The organism is Streptomyces niphimycinicus, assembly GCF_018883605.1.
Taxonomy (GTDB): Bacteria; Actinomycetota; Actinomycetes; order Streptomycetales; family Streptomycetaceae; genus Streptomyces; species Streptomyces niphimycinicus.
Map to the genome: position 1 here is coordinate 1 of NZ_JAHLEM010000257.1, position 16,719 is coordinate 16,719.

At 71.5% G+C, this 16,719-nt stretch carries 15 protein-coding genes; 12 read left to right on the forward strand and 3 right to left on the reverse strand.

Annotated features, from left to right (window positions below):
- Positions 1-1,040, forward strand: a 1,040-nt coding sequence (locus tag KN815_RS22915) for an aminotransferase-like domain-containing protein (protein WP_216343815.1), incomplete at its 5' end; no start/stop codon positions are given.
- Between the two features lie 73 nt (positions 1,041-1,113).
- On the opposite strand, the gene KN815_RS22920 is transcribed toward KN815_RS22915, so the two are convergent.
- On the reverse strand, positions 1,114-1,617 hold the full coding sequence (locus tag KN815_RS22920; RefSeq protein WP_216343816.1) for an ATP-binding protein: 504 nt from the start codon (positions 1,615-1,617) through the stop codon (positions 1,114-1,116).
- A gap of 201 nt (positions 1,618-1,818) precedes the next feature.
- On the opposite strand from KN815_RS22920, the gene KN815_RS22925 reads away from it, so the two are divergent.
- The 9 genes from KN815_RS22925 to KN815_RS22965 all read left to right on the forward strand — a co-directional run bounded on the left by KN815_RS22925 (position 1,819) and on the right by KN815_RS22965 (position 12,057).
- Positions 1,819-2,634, forward strand: coding sequence for a hypothetical protein (locus KN815_RS22925; RefSeq protein ID WP_216343817.1), 816 nt, complete (start codon positions 1,819-1,821; stop codon positions 2,632-2,634).
- A gap of 96 nt (positions 2,635-2,730) precedes the next feature.
- The gene (locus tag KN815_RS22930) at positions 2,731-3,486 is read left to right on the forward strand and encodes a YcnI family copper-binding membrane protein (RefSeq protein WP_372458440.1); all 756 of its coding nucleotides are present in this window, start codon (positions 2,731-2,733) and stop codon (positions 3,484-3,486) included.
- Positions 3,487-3,630: 144 nt separating this feature from the next.
- Positions 3,631-4,290, forward strand: coding sequence for an SCO family protein (locus tag KN815_RS22935; protein ID WP_216343818.1), 660 nt, complete (start codon positions 3,631-3,633; stop codon positions 4,288-4,290).
- A complete protein-coding gene (locus KN815_RS22940; RefSeq protein ID WP_216343819.1) occupies positions 4,287-4,790 on the forward strand; it encodes a copper chaperone PCu(A)C in 504 nt (167 codons plus the stop codon). Before KN815_RS22935 ends, KN815_RS22940 begins: the two co-directional genes overlap by 4 nt.
- Positions 4,791-4,796: 6 nt before the next feature.
- The gene (locus KN815_RS22945) at positions 4,797-6,947 is read left to right on the forward strand and encodes a copper resistance CopC/CopD family protein (RefSeq protein WP_216343820.1); all 2,151 of its coding nucleotides are present in this window, start codon (positions 4,797-4,799) and stop codon (positions 6,945-6,947) included.
- On the forward strand, positions 6,944-8,185 hold the full coding sequence (gene efeB, locus KN815_RS22950) for an iron uptake transporter deferrochelatase/peroxidase subunit (RefSeq protein ID WP_216343821.1): 1,242 nt from the start codon (positions 6,944-6,946) through the stop codon (positions 8,183-8,185). Before KN815_RS22945 ends, efeB begins: the two co-directional genes overlap by 4 nt.
- A gap of 130 nt (positions 8,186-8,315) precedes the next feature.
- Entirely contained in the window at positions 8,316-9,251 is a 936-nt protein-coding gene (pheA, locus tag KN815_RS22955; RefSeq protein ID WP_216343841.1) for a prephenate dehydratase, read from the forward strand.
- Positions 9,252-9,928: 677 nt separating this feature from the next.
- Positions 9,929-11,206: a serine--tRNA ligase gene (gene serS, locus KN815_RS22960; RefSeq protein ID WP_216343822.1), complete on the forward strand. Its 1,278-nt coding sequence runs from the start codon at positions 9,929-9,931 to the stop codon at positions 11,204-11,206.
- Positions 11,203-12,057 (forward strand): HAD family hydrolase, encoded by an 855-nt coding sequence (locus KN815_RS22965; RefSeq protein WP_216343823.1) that lies wholly within the window; start codon positions 11,203-11,205, stop codon positions 12,055-12,057. Before serS ends, KN815_RS22965 begins: the two co-directional genes overlap by 4 nt.
- A 161-nt stretch (positions 12,058-12,218) precedes the next feature.
- On the opposite strand, the gene KN815_RS22970 is transcribed toward KN815_RS22965, so the two are convergent.
- Both KN815_RS22970 and KN815_RS22975 read right to left on the reverse strand, forming a co-directional pair.
- Entirely contained in the window at positions 12,219-12,671 is a 453-nt protein-coding gene (locus KN815_RS22970) for a phospholipase (RefSeq protein WP_216343824.1), read from the reverse strand.
- 196 nt (positions 12,672-12,867) lie between these two features.
- Positions 12,868-13,872 (reverse strand): Lrp/AsnC family transcriptional regulator, encoded by a 1,005-nt coding sequence (locus KN815_RS22975; RefSeq protein WP_216343825.1) that lies wholly within the window; start codon positions 13,870-13,872, stop codon positions 12,868-12,870.
- A 172-nt stretch (positions 13,873-14,044) separates the two neighbouring features.
- Between KN815_RS22975 and KN815_RS22980 the strand changes: the two genes are divergently transcribed.
- Positions 14,045-15,589 (forward strand): MFS transporter, encoded by a 1,545-nt coding sequence (locus tag KN815_RS22980; RefSeq protein WP_216343826.1) that lies wholly within the window; start codon positions 14,045-14,047, stop codon positions 15,587-15,589.
- A 318-nt stretch (positions 15,590-15,907) separates the two neighbouring features.
- Entirely contained in the window at positions 15,908-16,657 is a 750-nt protein-coding gene (locus KN815_RS22985) for a hypothetical protein (RefSeq protein ID WP_216343827.1), read from the forward strand.
- The last annotated feature ends 62 nt before the right edge of the window (positions 16,658-16,719 follow it).

The window sequence follows — 16,719 nt, forward strand, 5'->3', positions numbered from 1 at the left end:
CGCTGACCGCCGCGCCGCATGAGGCGTTCGGCCCCGGTGATCCGCACGGCCGCCCGGAGCTGCGCCGCGCCCTGGCCGACTACCTCGCCCGCGCCCGCGGCGTCCGCACCGACCCCGGCCGGATCGTCGTCTGCTCGGGCTTCGCGCACGCCCTGCGGCTGCTGAGCGGCACCCGGCTGCTGCGGCCCCGAATGGCCGTCGAGTCGTACGGCCTGGCGTTCCACCGCTCGCTTCTGAGCTCCGCCGGGATCCGTACGATCCCGCTTCCGCTGGACGCCGATGGCGCCCTTACGGATGGACTGGCCACCCTCGACGGCCTGCGGGCGGCCCTGCTCACCCCCGCTCACCAGTTCCCCACCGGCGGTCCGCTGCACCCCGAGCGGCGGGCGGCGGCCGTCGCCTGGGCGCGGGAGAGCGGCGGTCTGGTCCTGGAGGACGACTACGACGGGGAGTTCCGCTACGACCGCCGCCCGGTGGGCGCCGTCCAGGGCCTCGACCCCGACCGGGTGCTCTACCTCGGCTCGGTCAGCAAAAGCCTCTCCCCGGCCCTGCGGCTGGGCTGGATGGTCCTGCCGGACCAGTTGGTCGACCGCGTGCTGGCCGCCAAGGGGGAGCGCGAGGGCTGGACCGGCGTCATCGACCAGCTAACCCTCGCGGACTTCATCGAATCGGGCGGTTACGACGGCCATGTGCGCCGGATGCGCCAGCGCTACCGCCGTCGGCGCGATCAGCTCGTCGCCACGCTCGCCGAACGCGCGCCCCATGTCCGCGTCTCGGGGATCGCGGCCGGGCTGCACGCGGTGCTGGAGCTACCGCCCGGCACCGAGCGGTCCGCCCTGCGCGCCGCCGCCTGGCAGGGACTGGCGCTGGACGGCCTCGGCGGCTACCGCCACCCGGACGCCACCACACCCCACCCCGACGGGCTCGTGGTGGGCTACGCGACCCCGCCCGAGCACTCCTTCGCGGGAGCGCTGGACGCGCTGTGCCGCGCCCTGCCACCCGAACAGACCGAACTAGCCGAACTAACCGAACTGACCTAATAGTTCAAATGGTCCGAATGGCCCGGACAGACGGCCACCTGACACCCTGAGCCCCCAAAGGGCTACGACCCGGTCACGACGCCCTCAGCAGCGCCCCTTCGCGCCACTTGAGGATCTTGTCGAAGCTCACCACCACCCCGCCGCGCCCCGGACGGTCCCGGTAGCGGACATGGTCGGTGAGAGCCTCGATGAGAAAGAGCCCCCGCCCGTGCTCCGCCTGGGGCGGAGCCGGGCTGCGCGGCTGCTGTGGTCTCGGCGCGCCCGCCGGACGCCGCTCGTTCCGAGTGCGGCCCTCGCGGTGGACGGCGCCACGTCCGGCGAAGCCGGGGCCGGAGTCGGTGACCTCGATACGGCAGGTGTCGCCGTCGATATAGGCCGTGACTCGGTAATCCCCGCCCGTGCCGTCGCGGCCCCCGTGCTCCACCGCGTTCGCACACGCCTCGGAGAGGGCGACCGACAGATCGTAGGAGATCTCCGGATCTACTCCGGCCGTCTCCATGGTGCCGAGGAGCAGTCGTCGTGCGAGCGGAACGCTCGCCGCCTCGCGGGGCAAATGGAGTGACCACCAGATGCTCATGCTCCAGCCTCCCGGCCGCGGCTCGACATACCGTTACGTATTGCCTGGGTCCATGGTCCGTAAGCGTCTTATCAACGTGACTCCGCTCATTCGGCGGACGCGCTCGATGCGCGAACCGGTGTATGGGCCTGTCCTGGTGTGCGCCGGTACGCCCCACCCGCCGTAGGGAACGCGCCCTCCCAGTGGGATGATGTCGCCGCCATGGCTTCCCCTGTCGCCCGTGCCGGCGCCGATCTGCGAATGCTGCGGGCCGCGGTCTTCACCGCGGTCTGTGTCGTGCTGTCCGCGGCGGGGCATGTGCTGGCCTCCTGCGCGACCGTGCCGCTGTGGACGGTGGGCGTGGGCTGCGCGGCGATGTTCACGGTGACGCTGACGCTGGCCGGGCGGGAGCGGTCGCTGCCCGGGATCGCGGCCCTGCTGGCCATCGGGCAGCTCGCGCTGCACGCGCTCTTCGCGCTCGGGCAGCACCGGGCGACGGCCGCCGAGGAGGCCGCCCAGCGGGCCGACGCCGCCCAGGGCCACGTCATCGGCCTGGCCGCCAGGCTGCTGTGCGCGTCGGGCCCCGGACGGCTCGACGCCACCACGGCGCATCGGATCGTCGCGCACGCGGGCATCGACCCGTCCGCCGCGCACGGCCCGCACACCATGCCGTCGTCCGCCGCCCCGGCGGAGCAGACGGCCGGGATGGCGGGCCTGCTGCCCTCGCTGCCCATGACCCTGGGCCATCTGCTCGCCGCGCTCGCCATCGGCTGGCTGCTGCGCCGGGGCGAGATGGCCGTATGGCGGGCGGTGCGGCTGTCGGTGGACGGGGCGCGTGGGGTCGCGGAGGCCGCGCTCGTACGGGCGCTGCGCGCCGCCCTGAAGCTCGTACGGGTGCTCCTGGCCCCTTCGGGGACGCTTTACGGTCGGCCGTGCCGTCCGCGCACGGCCGAGCGGGACGAGGGCGGGACGACGGCCCTCGTCCTCCAGCACAGCGTGATCAGGCGGGGACCGCCGGTCTGCGACCTCGCGGCCTGACCGACGCGACACTCCTCCAGCGGGACCGGAGGGTGGCCGCGACGTCGCCGCACGCACGCCAACCCATCTGATCATTCCTGTCCCTGGAGTGTTGACATGAACGCCATGCGTCTCCGCCGTCTGCCGGTCATCGGAGCCCTCACCGCGGGCGGCCTGGTGCTGCTCACCGCGGGCCCCGCCTTCGCGCACGTCAGCGTGCAGCCCGGCCAGGCCGAGAAGGGCGGCTACAGCACCATCGCCTTCAAGGTGCCCAACGAGCGCGACGACGCCTCCACCGTCAAGCTCGAGGTGACCCTGCCCGCCGACCATCCGCTCGCCTCGGTGATGCCCCAGCCGGTGCCCGGCTGGGACGTCAAGGTCACCAAGTCCAAGCTCGCCAAGCCCATGGAGATGCACGGCGAGAAGATCAGCGAGGCGGTCACCAAGGTCACCTGGTCCGGCGGCAAGATCGAGCCGGGGATGTTCCAGCAGTTCCCGCTGTCGGTCGGCCAGCTTCCCGACGACGCCGACCAGCTCGCCTTCAAGGCGCTCCAGACGTACGACAACAAGGAGGTCGTGCGCTGGATCGAGGAGCCCAAGGAGGGCGCCGCCGAACCGGAGAACCCGGCGCCGGTGCTCAAGCTGGTCGCCCCGGCCGAGGGCTCGGACGGCCATGACGCCGCCGCGGCCTCCGGGCAGAGCAAGGACAGCGGCTCCGAGAAGGCCGGAGCCGAGAACTCCGCCTCGGCCGACTCCTCCGACGACAAGGACAGCAGCGACACCACGGCCCGGGTGCTGGGCATCGTGGGCATCGTCATCGGCGCCGCCGGTGTCGCCTACGGCGTGGTCGCCAGCCGCCGCCGCTCCGCCTGACCGCCGGCCGCCACACCAAGACGCGGGTACCGCCGGTGACCGCCGGTCCTGAACGGACCGCGTGATCCCGGCGGGGGCGGCGGGCCTTCGTGTCCGCCGCCCCCGCGCGCCACCGAACCACTTCTCTCTTTGGAGAACAGCTCCATGCGCACCAAAATCCTGGCCACCGCCATCGTCGCCGCCGCCGCGCTCACCCTCAGTGCCTGCGGCGGCTCGGACAGCGGCGGCAAGGGCGACAACGCGGCCGCCGAGGTCAAGGGCGGCCAGAAGTCGGGGCAGGCCATCGTCCTCGACCAGGCGAAGGCCAAGCCGGACCTCGCCCTCACCGACACCGACGGCAAGAAGTACGACCTGCTCAAGGAGACCAAGGGCCGGCCCACCCTGCTCTTCTTCGGCTACACCCACTGCCCGGACGTCTGCCCGCTGAGCATGAGCAACGTCGCCCTCGCCGTGAAGAAGCTCCCCAAGGCCGAGCGGGAGAAGCTGCGCGTCGTCTTCGTCAGCACCGACCCGGCCCGGGACACCCCCAAGCGGATGCGCTCCTGGCTGGACGCCCAGGGCGGCACCGACTTCGTCGGCCTCACCGGCGACTTCAACACCATCGAGGCCGCCGCGCGGCCGCTGGGCATCTTCATCGAGAAGCCGAAGAAGGAGAAGGACGGCAGCATCACCGTCAGCCACGGCGCCGAGGTGATCGGCTTCTCGCCCAAGGACGACAAGGGTCACTGGATCTACACCACGGAGGCCACGGCGGATCGTTACGCCAAGGACCTGCCGAAGATCATCGAGGGGCGGAACCCGTGACGCCGGCGGCCCCTGGCATTCCTGGCGTCCGTAAGGCGGCCGCCGTGGTCCTCGCCCTCGGTCTGTCCGCCGCGCTGGCCGCCTGCTCGGGCGACGACGGCGGCGGTGGTGGCGGGGGCAAGGGCGGGGGCGACCCCAAGCTGTCCGTGACCGGCGCCTATGTCTCCCAGCCGCCCATGACCGACATGGCGGCGGGCTATCTGACCGTACGGAACGCCGGTGGCGGCGCCGACGAGCTGACGTCCGTCACCACACCGCTCGCCTCCGAGGTCACCCTGCACACCACCAAGGGCACCCGGATGAAGCAGGTGAGCTCGCTCGATGTCCCGGCGGACAGCCGGCTCGAGCTGTCCAGCGGCGGAGATCATCTGATGCTGACAAACCTCTCCCACCGGCCGAAGGTCGGTGAGAAGGTCAGCTTCACCCTGCACTTCGCCACATCCGATCCCATCGAGATCAAAGTCCCGGTCGAGCCGACGACGTACCGCCCCAAGGACTGACACCCGATGCCCTCGCTGACCTCCCTGGCCCCCGCCGGGCCCACCGCGGCCCCCTCCCGGACCACCGCGACCGCCCGGCGCCTGATCGCGATCTGCGGCACCCTGCTCGCCGCGCTGCTGTGCGCGCTGAGCGTGGGCGCGAGTTCCGCGTCCGCGCATGCCGCGCTCACCTCGACCGACCCCGCCGACGGCTCGGTGGTGAAGACCGCGCCCAGGGAGGTCACGCTGAACTTCTCGGAGGGCGTGCTGCTCTCCGGCGACTCCGTGCGCGTGCTCGACCCCAAGGGCAAGCGCGTGGACACCGGCAAGACCGCCCATGTCGGCGGCAAGTCGTCGACCGCCGCGGCCGGGCTGCACTCCGGGCTGCCGGACGGCACCTACACGGTGGCGTGGAAGGCGGTCTCGGAGGACAGCCACCCGGTGAGCGGCGCGTTCACCTTCTCCATCGGCGCCGCGTCCAAGACCACGGCGAAGGTGCCCACGGGCGAGGCGTCCGACAGCACCGTCAGCACGCTCTACGGAATCGGCCGGTACGCCGCCTACGGCGGGTTCGCGGCCCTGGTGGGCGGCAGTGTGTTCGCCGGGCTCTGCCGGTCCTCCCGCCCGGTGCGCAAGATCGCCGTGGGCGGCTGGGTGACGGTCTTCACGGCCACCCTGCTGCTGTTGCTGCTGCGCGGGCCGTACACCGACGGCGAGGGGATCGGCGGGATCCTCGACCTCGGCAGGCTGGGCGATGTGCTGTCCACCAAGCCGGGCGCGGCACTGCTGTCCCGGCTGCTGCTGCTCGGCGCGGCGGCGGTCTTCCTGGCCGTCCTCTTCGGCTCGTACACCCGTCGCACCGGGGAGCGGGAGGCGGACGCGCGGCGCCGCCAGGACCTCGCCTTCGGGCTGGGTTTCGGCGGCACGGTGATGGCCGTGGGCCTCTCCGCGACCTGGGCGATGGCCGAGCACGCCTCGGTCGGCCTCCAGCGGCAGCTCGCCATGCCGGTGGACATGATCCATCTGATCGCCGTCGGGGTGTGGCTGGGCGGCCTGGCCTCGCTCGCGGTGACGCTCCGGGCGGGCGAACCGATCGGGCGGGCGGCCGTGCGCCGCTTCTCGCGGCTGGCCTTCGGGTCGGTCGTCGCCCTGGTGGTCACCGGGCTGTACCAGTCATGGCGGCAGGTGGGCTCCTGGGGCGCGCTGACCGACACCGAGTACGGGCGATGGCTGCTGGTCAAGGTGGGTCTGGTGGCGGTGCTCCTCGGCATCGCGGCCATCTCACGACGCTGGACCGGCCGCCTTACGGATGCCACGGCGGACCCGGCGGACACGGCGGAGGAGACGGACGCGGAGCCCGGGGCGGAGAGCGCGTCGGAGGCGGCTTCGGCGGCCTCGGCAGCGGATGCCACGGCGGAGGCCGGGGCGGGGACCGGGACCAAGGCCGGAACCAAGGCCGCGGTGAAGGCCGCGCGGCCGGTCCGTACCGGCGCGGCCGACGCGGCGGTCGACACCCCCGCCGACGCCGAGACCGAGTCCGGTGACGGCGCCGGTTCGGACGGCGCCGGTTCGGACGACGCCGCCGACGCCGACGATCCCGAACGCGCCGCCCAGCTCGCCCGTCAGCGGGCCGCCAAGGACAAGACCGCCACGCTGCGGGAGCGCGACGCCGACCGCGAGCGCAGCGGTCTGCGCCGGTCGGTGATCGCCGAGACCATCGTGGCCGTCGTGCTGCTGGCGGTGGCCACCGTACTGAGCAGCACCCAGCCCGGCCGGGCCGAAACCGAGCAGGCGAGCGCCTCGGCCACGAAGCCCGGCGGCCAACTGAACGTCGACCCGGTGAGCGTGCTGATCCCCTACAACACGGGCCCCAAGAGCGGCCGCGGCAAGGCCGTTGTCATGATCGAACCCGCTCTGCCGGGTGACAACGCGCTGCATGTCTTCACCACCGACCTGGCCGACCGTCCCGTGGACGTCCCCGAGGTCAAGCTGTCGCTGACGCTCAAGGGCAAGGGGATCGGGCCGCTGCGCACCCCGCTGGAGCGCCTCTCGACCGGGCACTGGAGCGCCAAGACCGTCCAGCTCCCCGTGGCAGGCACCTGGCAGCTCTCCCTGACCGTACGAACCTCCGACATCGACCAGGTGACGGAGACCAGGAACGTGAAAGTCGCTCAATGACCACAGAGCAAGCACCCTCGTCCGGCATCTCCCGGCGGCGTCTGCTGGGCACGGCGGGCGCCGCCGGCGCGGCCGGACTGGTCGCCGGCGGAGCCGCCGGAGCCTACGCGTCCGAGGCCGCGCGGGAGACACCCGAACCCCTCAGCTCCCTGGGCGCGAGGGCCGTGCCCTTCCACGGCAAGCGCCAGGGGGGCATCACCACCCCCCTCCAGGCCCATGGCCATCTGCTCGCCTTCGACCTGGCGCCCGGTGCGAACCGTAAGGCGGCCGCCGCACTGCTGCGCCGCTGGTCGCGCACGGCCCAGGAGCTGATGGCGGGCGAGGCCCCGCCGGACGACACGGGGATCGCGCTGGACGCCGGCCCCTCGTCCCTTACGGTCACCTTCGGCTTCGGCCGGACCTTCTTCGGCAAGACGGGACTCGACGACCAACTGCCGAAGGCACTCGCCCCGCTCCCCGACTTCGTCTCGGACGCCCTCGATCCCAAACGAAGCAACGGCGATCTGTGGATCCAGATCGGCGCCGATGACGCGCTGGTCGCCTTCCACGCGCTGCGCGCACTTCAGCGCGAGGCGGGGAGCACGGCCCGGCTGCGCTGGCAGATGAACGGCTTCAACCGCACCCCCGGCGCCACCGACCGCCCCATGACCGCCCGCAACCTCATGGGACAGATCGACGGCACCAACAACCCCAAACCGGCCGACGACGACTTCGAACGGCGGATCTTCGTACCGGAGAAGGGCGAGCCCGCGTGGCTGGCGGGCGGATCCTACGCGGTCGTCCGGCGCATCCGGATGCTGCTGGACACCTGGGACCATCTCTCCCTGGAGCGGCAGGAGAAGGTGGTCGGCCGCCGCAAGTCCGACGGCGCCCCGCTGTCCGGCGGCACGGAGACCACCCCGGTCCGGCTCGACAAGGTCAACGGGGACGGTGCGCTGGCCATCGCGGGCGCCGCCCATGTACGGGTCGCGGCGCCCGCGTCCAACCAGGGCGCCGCCATGCTGCGCAGGCCGTTCTCGTACCACGACGGCTTCCGCGACGACGGGGCGCCGGACGCCGGACTGCTCTTCATCGCCTGGCAGGCGGATCCGATGAAGGGGTTCGTCCCGGTGCAGCGGAAGCTGGACCTGGGCGACGATCTGTCGCGGTTCCTGCGGCACGAGGCCAGCGCGCTGTTCGCGGTGCCCCCCGGCTGCGCCCCGGGAGAGTACGTGGGTCAGGCACTCTTGGAGGGATAGGAGATGAGGGGACAGGAGACGGGGACGAGCCGCCCTGGGCCGCGCGCGTCCAAGGGGTGACCGGCAAGTCCGCCCGCTTCGCGGACGCGAGTATCGTGGCCGTCTCGTCTGATCACAGGGAGCGACCGTGATGTCGGCCAGCCGCTATGCCTACCTCGGCCCCGAGGGCACCTTCACCGAGGCCGCCCTGCGGTCCATGCCGGAGGCCGCCACCCGGGAGCTGGTGCCGATGGTCTCGGTGCCGGTGGCGCTCGACGCGGTGCGCTCCGGTGCCGCGGCGGCCGCGCTGGTCCCCATCGAGAACTCGGTCGAGGGCGGGGTCACCGCGACCCTCGACGAGCTGGCCACCGGCGAACCGCTGATGATCTACCGCGAGGTGCTGCTGTCCATCAGCTTCGCGCTGCTGGTACGGCCGGGCACCGCGCTCGCGGACATCAAGACGGTGACCGGGCATCCGGTCGCCCAGCCCCAGGTCCGCAACTGGCTGGCGGCGAACCTCCCGGACGCCCTGTGGGAATCGGCCGCCTCGAACGCGGACGGCGCCCGGCTGGTGCAGGAGGGGCGGTACGACGCGGCGTTCGCGGGCGAGTTCGCGGCGGCCAGGTACGGTCTTGAGCCGCTGGTCACCGACATCCACGACGCACAGAACGCGATGACCCGCTTCGTCCTGGCCGGGCGCCCCGCCCGGCCCGCCGCCCGGACGGGCGCGGACAAGACGTCCGTGGTCATCTGGCTCGGGGACGACCACCCGGGCGCGCTGCTGGAGCTGCTTCAGGAGTTCTCCGCGCGCGGGGTCAACCTGATGCGGATCGAATCGCGCCCGACCGGCGAGGGCATCGGCCGCTACTGCTTCTCGGTGGACTGCGAGGGGCACATCACCGACCGCCGGGTGGGCTCGGCCCTGATGGGGCTGAAGCGGATCTGCCCCAAGGTGCGGTTCCTGGGGTCGTATCCCCGGGCGGGTGTGACGGCGGAGGACCTGGCCGAGCTGCGGCACGGGACCTCGGACGAGGCGTTCACGGAGGCGGCGGAGTGGCTGGCCCGCTGCCAGGACGGCCGGGCCTGAGCCGAAGCCGGCCGTAGCGCGGCTGAGCGGAACCCTCCCGTAGCGGCCGGTCGTAGCGACCCCGCCGTAGCGACCGGCCGTAGCGAGCGTGCGCCGGGGCACCTCAGGCGCCGGGTCACGCCGGGCGCTGGAGCACGCCGGTGCTGGGGATCGACGGAATCGCTGCGGAAAAGTTATCCACAGGCTGATGGGGCATGCTGGGGATAAGTCGACATCACCAATCCGGCAAGACGGTCACATCGTAATATAAGCCGCACATACTCCCTTCGCCGGACATCAATCATCTGTCACCCCAATTCCCTCGGCCAACTCTTTGGAGTGAGGGATTCCTCTCTTGTGGAGTGTGTGAACGCGGTTTGATACGGGAATCCATCGCCGAGCACTTGGGGGGCTCAAGCGATCACCGCGACATCCACAGATCTCACACACAGCCTGTGGATAACTCCGAGGACTACCCTCACCCCTGTGGATAACCGGGCCTCAACTCACCCTGTGCACAAGGGAAGAAGGTCGACCCGACGCCACCTCTTTGCCCCTTTTCGGGGAATGCGCAGGCATTCCTTGACGGCGGCCGTCACAGGAATTCCCCGGTTTACCCACAGCCCCAAAAGAGGGCAAAATAGGACGCAAAGGAATATCGCGTCGAGCACCCGAGGTCACACCGGTAACCTGGTGGGGTGATTGACCTTCGCCTGCTCCGTGAGGACCCCGATCGTGTGCGCGCCTCCCAGCGCGCCCGTGGAGAGGACGTCGGCATCGTCGACGCCCTCCTGACCGCCGACGAGCGGCGCAGGTCCTCCAGTGTCCGCTTCGACGAGCTGCGCGCCGAACAGAAGGCGCTCGGCAAGCTCATCCCCAAGGCCGCCGGTGACGAGAAGGCCGAGCTGCTGAAGAAGGCGGGCGAGCTGTCCGCCGCCGTCAAGGCGGCCGACGCCGAGCAGGACGCGGCCGCGGAGGAGACCCAGCAGCTCCTGCTCCGGTTGGGCAATCTCGTCCACCCCGAGGTCCCGGTCGGCGGCGAGGACGACTTCACCGTCCTGGAGACGATCGGCACCCCGCGCGACTTCGATGCCGAGGGCTTCGCGCCCAAGGACCATCTGGAGCTCGGCGAGCTGCTCGGCGCGATCGACACCGAGCGGGGCGCCAAGGTCTCCGGCTCCCGCTTCTACTACCTGACGGGCATCGGCGCCCTGCTGGAGTTCGCACTGGTGAACGCGGCGATGGCACAGGCCACCGCGGCGGGCTTCACCCCGGTGCTCACCCCGGCGCTGGTCAAGCCGAAGGCCATGGACGGCACCGGCTTCCTCGGCCAGGCCGCCGAGGACGTCTACCACCTCGACAAGGACGACCTCTACCTGGTCGGCACCTCCGAGGTGCCGCTGGCCGCGTACCACATGGACGAGATCCTGGAGGCGGACCAACTGCCGCGGCGCTACGCCGGGTTCTCCTCCTGCTTCCGCCGCGAGGCCGGGTCGTACGGCAAGGACACCCGGGGGATCTTCCGGGTGCACCAGTTCGACAAGGTCGAGATGTACGTCTACACGACCCCGGAGGACGCCGAGGCCGAGCACCAGCGGCTGCTGGACTGGGAGAAGCAGTGGCTGACCTCCCTGGAGCTGCCGTTCCGGGTGATCGACCTGGCCTCGGGTGACCTGGGCTCATCGGCGACGCGGAAGTTCGACTGCGAGGCGTGGATCCCGACGCAGGGCAAGTACCGCGAGCTGACCTCGACCTCCAACACCACCGAGTTCCAGTCGCGGCGGCTGTCGATCCGGATGCGCGAGGGCAAGAAGGTCCGTCCGCTGGCCACGCTCAACGGCACGCTGTGCGCGGTCACCCGGACCATCGTCGCGATCCTCGAGAACCACCAGCAGTCCGACGGCTCGGTGCGGGTGCCCGAGGCGCTGCGGCCGTTCCTGGGCGGACGCGAGGTCCTGGAACCGGTCGCGCGGTGACGAGCGCCGGACCGACGGAACAGCTCGCCGGCCCAACGGACGAGCTCCCCTATCGACTGGTCGCCACCGATCTCGACGGCACGCTGCTCCGCCCCGACCACACCGTCTCGGCGCGGACCCGTGACGCGCTCGCCGCGGCCACCGCGGCGGGGGCCGCGCATATCGTGGTCACCGGGCGGACCGTCCCGGTGGCCCGGCACATACTCGACGACCTCGGCTACCAGGGGCTCGCGGTGTGCGGTCAGGGCGCCCAGCTCTACCACGCGGGTGAGCACCGGCTGCTGACCTCCGTCACGCTGGACCGCCAAGTGGCCCTGCTGGCGCTGGAGAAGATCGAGGCGGAGATCGGTCCGCTGTCGCTGGCCGCGGCCCGCGACGGGCTGGACGGCGAGGTGCTGTTCGGCGAGGGCTACCGGATGGACCACGAGGGGATGCCCCTGGTGCCGTTCACGGACCCGGCCGAGCTGTGGTCGCAGCCCATCAGCAAGCTCTACATCCAGCACGCCGAGTTGGACGACGACGCACTCGCGGACGCCGCCCGGACGGCCGCCGGGGGCCTGGTCGGGGTGACGATGGCCGGCACCGGGCTGGTGGAGCTGCTGCCGCTGGGGCTGACGAAGGCCACGGGCCTGTCGTTGGCCGCGCGCCGGCTGGGGATGACCGCCGACGACGCGATCGCGTTCGGCGATATGCCCAATGACATTCCGATGTTCGGCTGGGCGAAGCACGCTGTCGCGATGGCGAACGCGCATCGGGACCTGAAGGCCGTCGCCGACGAGATCACCGCGTCCAACACGGAGGACGGCATCGCCGTGGTGCTGGAACGGCTCTTCCCGGCAGCGCGCCGGTGACAGTGGCGCGCAGGTGACGGCCACGCTGCGATAGCGGCGGCGCGCCGATTGAACCGGCCGGATGCCGGTGCGGCCGCCTCGGCGCACCGCCCGGCAGCCGGGCTCGGCAGCGGTGATCGGGCTCCCTCGGCCGCCGCCGAGGAAGCCCGGTCCAGGAGGGGTCAGCCGAAGATCTTGACCGCCTGGTAGTAGGTCCATGCCGTGGCGTTGCACGACGTCTTGGTGGCACCGCTGTAGGCGTTGCACACCCGCTTGAGGTCCTCGTAGAAGGCGCTGTCGAGCCGCGCCTTGTTGGCGTCGAAGATGCCCATCGCCTTGTGGTTGCGGTAGCCGAAGTCATGGCGGGCGCAGGCGGTCTGGAAGGGGAAGCCGAAGGGGTTGTCGGGGGAGCTGCTGCAATAGTCGGTGGACCAGTCGAACCCGTAGGCGGCCCAGGCACCCTGGTTGTTCCGCGCCGCGACCCAGGTGTTGTAGCTGCTGGCGCTGGTCTGCGTCCAACTGGCGAGGACCTGCGGCTTGTCCGCGGGGGCCGCCTGGGCGGGCGCGGCGGCCAGGGCGATGGCGGTGACAGCGGTGACAGCGGTGGCCGCGAGACTCGTGACGAGGCGACGCATTCGGGTTCCCTCCGTTTTTTCTTCCGACGCCCCTTCAAAAGGCTTGTGGTGCGGGGCGGCGCGGTGTGATCCAGCGCACGCCAAGAGTTGGGCAGGTCCCTGACAACCGTCAAGATCTACACCGACGTAGAGATGAACAGAGTTCAACCAGCGGAGTTTCGGAGTTTCCTCCAACTCCCGCCGCCGCGGGGGCGGTTCAGGAGGTGCGCCGGGGCTCCCGGGAGGGCGGGACGAACAGCGGCCCCGGACCCTTGACCCGTCGGAGGATCGGGGCGGTCTCCATGTCCAGCACGGAAGGCAGTTCGGCGATGCGGGTGGTCAGATAGGTGTAGAGGGCCGGGACATCGGCGCAGACCACGGTCGCCATCAGATTCTTCGTCCCGGTGGTCGCACATGCGAACGCCACCTCGGGGTGGTCCGCGAGTGTCTGCCCGGTGGCGGCGAGATCCGACGGCCTTACCGACAGCCACATCGTGGTGGTGACATTCTGCTGGAACATCCGGTGGGTGTAGTCGATGTCGAAGTACAGGGTGCCGTCGGCGCGCAGATCGGCCAGCCGGCGGCGCACCGTGGACAGTGACCAGCCGGTGGCGGCGGCCAGTTCGGCCAGCGGCGCCCGCCCGTCCCCCGCGAGGATGTCCAGCAGCTTGCGGTCCTCGGCGCCCACCGGTCCGCGCGGCCCCTTCGACCGGTCCACTGCGGGCGTGCGCAGCCGCCCGACCTGCTCGGCCGTCAGCGCCCCGGTCTTGTTGACCAGGCCCTGCTCGCCGCCGTAGAACTCATGCAGCACGCAGTGCGCGCTCACCCCCACCACCCGGGGCGTCTGCGGGAGTTTGCGCAGCAGCAGGGTGTCGCTGTCCAGGCGGGACGCCGCCCGTGTCGACGCGGCGACCTCGGTGCCGTCGGAGAGCACATGCACCCAGGAGGTGTCGGTCCGCCGGGCCATCGCCTCGGCCACCGGCAGCGCGGCGTCCGGCAGGCACCGCACCCGCACCAGCCAGACCACATCGCCGACCGCCGCCGGGTCGGTGAGCCCGAGCACCCGGAGGGCGCCCGTCGTCCGCAGCCGGGTGTAGCGGCGGGCCACGGTCTGGTCGGAGACGCCCAGCACCTCGGCGAGCCGGCTGAAGGGGGCCCGGCCGTCGAGCTGAAGGGCGTGCACCAGTGCCCGGTCCAGGTCGTCGTACGCGTCGGATTCCACCGCATAAAGCTAGCCGACGTCGGATAGTGCCACCGGGGCGGTGCCGGCTGGAATGAGCGGACCGGTCAGGACGACCGTAAGAGCCGCGGGGACCGCCGGGCCGCCATCGGGGCCGGCCCTCGCGTCCCCTTGTCGGCACCTCGCCGGCACGTTCCGAATCCCGGAGTCAGTCATGCGCAGATCATGGTGGCCGCTCGCCGCCATCACGCTCGGCAATTTCATGCTGTTGATAGACGTCACGATTGTGAACACCGCGCTGCCCCAGGTGGCGCGGGGACTGGACGCGTCCTTCACCTCCCTCCAGTGGGTGATGGACATCTACGCCCTGGCGCTGGCCGCGCTGCTGATGGTGGCCGGTTCGGCGGCGGACCTCTTCGGACGGCGGCGGCTGTATGTCGTCGGCCTCGCGGTGTTCGCGATCTCCTCCCTGGTCTGCGGTCTGGCACCGGACGCCGGGGTGCTGATCGCGGCCCGCGCCGTCCAGGGGGCGGGGGCGGCGGCCATGTTCGCCACCAACACCCCGCTGCTGATGGCGACATACTCCGGCCGCGACCGCGGTATCGCCTTCGGCGTGTGGGGCGGTACGAGCGGGGCGGCCGCGGCGATCGGCCCGGTGCTGGGCGGGGTGCTGACCGAGTACGTCGACTGGCGGGCGATCTTCCTGGTCAATCTGCCGCTGACGGCGATCGCGGTGTGGATCACGCTCCGTTCCATCGATGAGTCGCGCGGCGCGCCGGGCGTACGGATCGACTGGCCGGGCGCCGCCTCGTTCACGGTGTGCGCCGGGGCGCTGACGTATGGGCTGATGCGCGGCGGTGAGGAGGGCTGGGCCGACACCGGCACGGTCGCCGCACTGGTGACCGCCTCGATCGCGCTGCTCGCCTTCGCCGTGGTGGAGCGCGGAAAGCGGCAGCCGCTGCTGGACCTGGGGCTGCTGCGCCGCCCGACGTTCGCGGTGCTGATGGCCGCGGCCCTGCTGCTCCAGGCGGGGGCCTTCCCGTACCTCACCTACGCCGGGCTGTGGTTGCAGTCGGTGCTGGGGATGAGCCCGGTCCAGGCGGGGCTCGCGGTGACGCCGATGGCGGGCGTCTCGCTGGTCGTCGGCGCGGCGGGCGGACGGCTGCTGGACCGGGTCGCCCCCGGCCGGGCGCTCGGCGGCGGACTGCTGATGGTGGGCGCGGGCGCGCTGGTCAACGCGGCGATGGTGACCCCCGACGCGGACTGGACGGCCTTCGTCCCGGGTCTGGCGCTGGCCGGTCTGGGGATCGGCCTGGCCATGCCGGTGCTGGTCTCTGCCGCCCTCGGCTCGGCCCCGCCGGAGCGTGCGGGCATGGCCAGCGGCGCGGTGAACACCTTCCGGCAGTTGGGCTACGCCCTGGGGATCGCCGTCCTGGGCACGGTGTTCGCCACGCGGGTACGGGACATGGTCGACGACAGCGGCACCGTCCCGGCCCGGGCGGCCGGACAGGCCGCCGAGGCCATCAGCGGTGGCCACGCCGACGCCGTCATCGCCTCCGCGCCCCCGGCCCACGCGGACGCGGCCCGCACCCTCGTCCACGAGTCGTTCGCGGCCGGGCTCGACCGCATCTGCCTGATCTCCGGCATCGCGGCCCTGGCGGCGGGCCTTCTGGTCCTCGCCGTCGTCCGCGGCGGCCCCGGCGGAGCACCCCCGAAGCCGACCCCGGAGCAATCCCCGGCGGAACCGGTCCACGCCTGAGCGCTGGACGACGGCACGTCACAAGGGGCGGGCGCCCAACAGCGCCCGCCCCTTCGCCGTATGAGGCCGACGTTCGTCAACGCACGCGGTGCGAGTAACCCTTACGCGATCGGATCGTTCTTCCATATACGCGTTATGCGCGGAGGCAACGCGAGTTGGAGCCTCGGCCGGGCGACGGATCGACGGGCAGCGATGTCACGGCGGTTGGGTCCGAAAGAGGTAGGCAGCCTCCGCTCCTGGTCCCTGGATACGGGCGGCCCAGCCCCCTGGCTTGTGGGGCGTGACCATCACCCGAACTTCAGACCGGAAGGCATACATATGCCACCTGAGATCGCACTACTGGAGTCGCGCGCGCTGCGCGACAGCGTCATCGAACGGACGGATGTCCTCGACAAGGTCAAGATCCTCACCATGCTGCCGGATGGGCTGCATATCACCACGCGCATGGTCGCGGAGTACCTCGAGGTTGGGGAAGAAGCCGTCAAGAGCTTGGCCAAACGGCACCGGGAGGAGTTCCACAGCAACGGGATGCATACGCTCCGAGGCGCTGACCTGCAAGGCTTCCATAGGTCCACAATGGACCTATGGGATCGGAGTTATCCACAGGCATGTACCCAGCTCACCCTCTACCCCCGCCGGGCGGTGCTCAACGTCGCGATGCTGCTGCGGGACAGCGATACCGCCAAGCGGGTACGCACCTATCTGCTCGATGTCGAGGAGTCGACTCGGAGCGGACCCGAAGCAGGGACGGATCAGCTCCCGCTCGAACGGATCCTCACCGAGCGGATGCTGGCCGGGCCGATCGGCGGCCGCCTCGACGCCGTCGAGGCGTGTCTGGCGGATGTCGGTTCCACGCTGCGCGAGCTGGCTCCGTGGATGGCCAGGGTCTCCGCTCGGCTGGACGGCATGGACCGGCGGCTCGACGCGCACGGGCGGGTCATCTGCGCCATGAGCGAGCGGCTCTGCGATCTCGGTGAGGACATGACCGAGGTCCGCAGGGACGTCGCCACGCTCAAGGCCGAGTCGGTCCAGCGGCGGGCGCGGCGCGCCAAGCGGCTGCGCGGGTAGCGGATCGGAGGAGCCCGGTGGGCGGGGCGGCGCCCTGCCCACCGGGCCTTTCGGGGGGGTAG

Coding starts and splice junctions, on each gene's coding strand:
- KN815_RS22920 (WP_216343816.1), bottom strand. CDS start 1,617: ATGAGCATCTGGTGGTCACTCCATTTGCCCCGCGAGGCGGCGAGCGTT.
- KN815_RS22925 (WP_216343817.1), top strand. CDS start 1,819: ATGGCTTCCCCTGTCGCCCGTGCCGGCGCCGATCTGCGAATGCTGCGG.
- KN815_RS22930 (WP_372458440.1), top strand. CDS start 2,731: ATGAACGCCATGCGTCTCCGCCGTCTGCCGGTCATCGGAGCCCTCACC.
- KN815_RS22935 (WP_216343818.1), top strand. CDS start 3,631: ATGCGCACCAAAATCCTGGCCACCGCCATCGTCGCCGCCGCCGCGCTC.
- KN815_RS22945 (WP_216343820.1), top strand. CDS start 4,797: ATGCCCTCGCTGACCTCCCTGGCCCCCGCCGGGCCCACCGCGGCCCCC.
- efeB (WP_216343821.1), top strand. CDS start 6,944: ATGACCACAGAGCAAGCACCCTCGTCCGGCATCTCCCGGCGGCGTCTG.
- pheA (WP_216343841.1), top strand. CDS start 8,316: ATGTCGGCCAGCCGCTATGCCTACCTCGGCCCCGAGGGCACCTTCACC.
- KN815_RS22970 (WP_216343824.1), bottom strand. CDS start 12,671: ATGCGTCGCCTCGTCACGAGTCTCGCGGCCACCGCTGTCACCGCTGTC.
- KN815_RS22980 (WP_216343826.1), top strand. CDS start 14,045: ATGCGCAGATCATGGTGGCCGCTCGCCGCCATCACGCTCGGCAATTTC.
- KN815_RS22985 (WP_216343827.1), top strand. CDS start 15,908: ATGCCACCTGAGATCGCACTACTGGAGTCGCGCGCGCTGCGCGACAGC.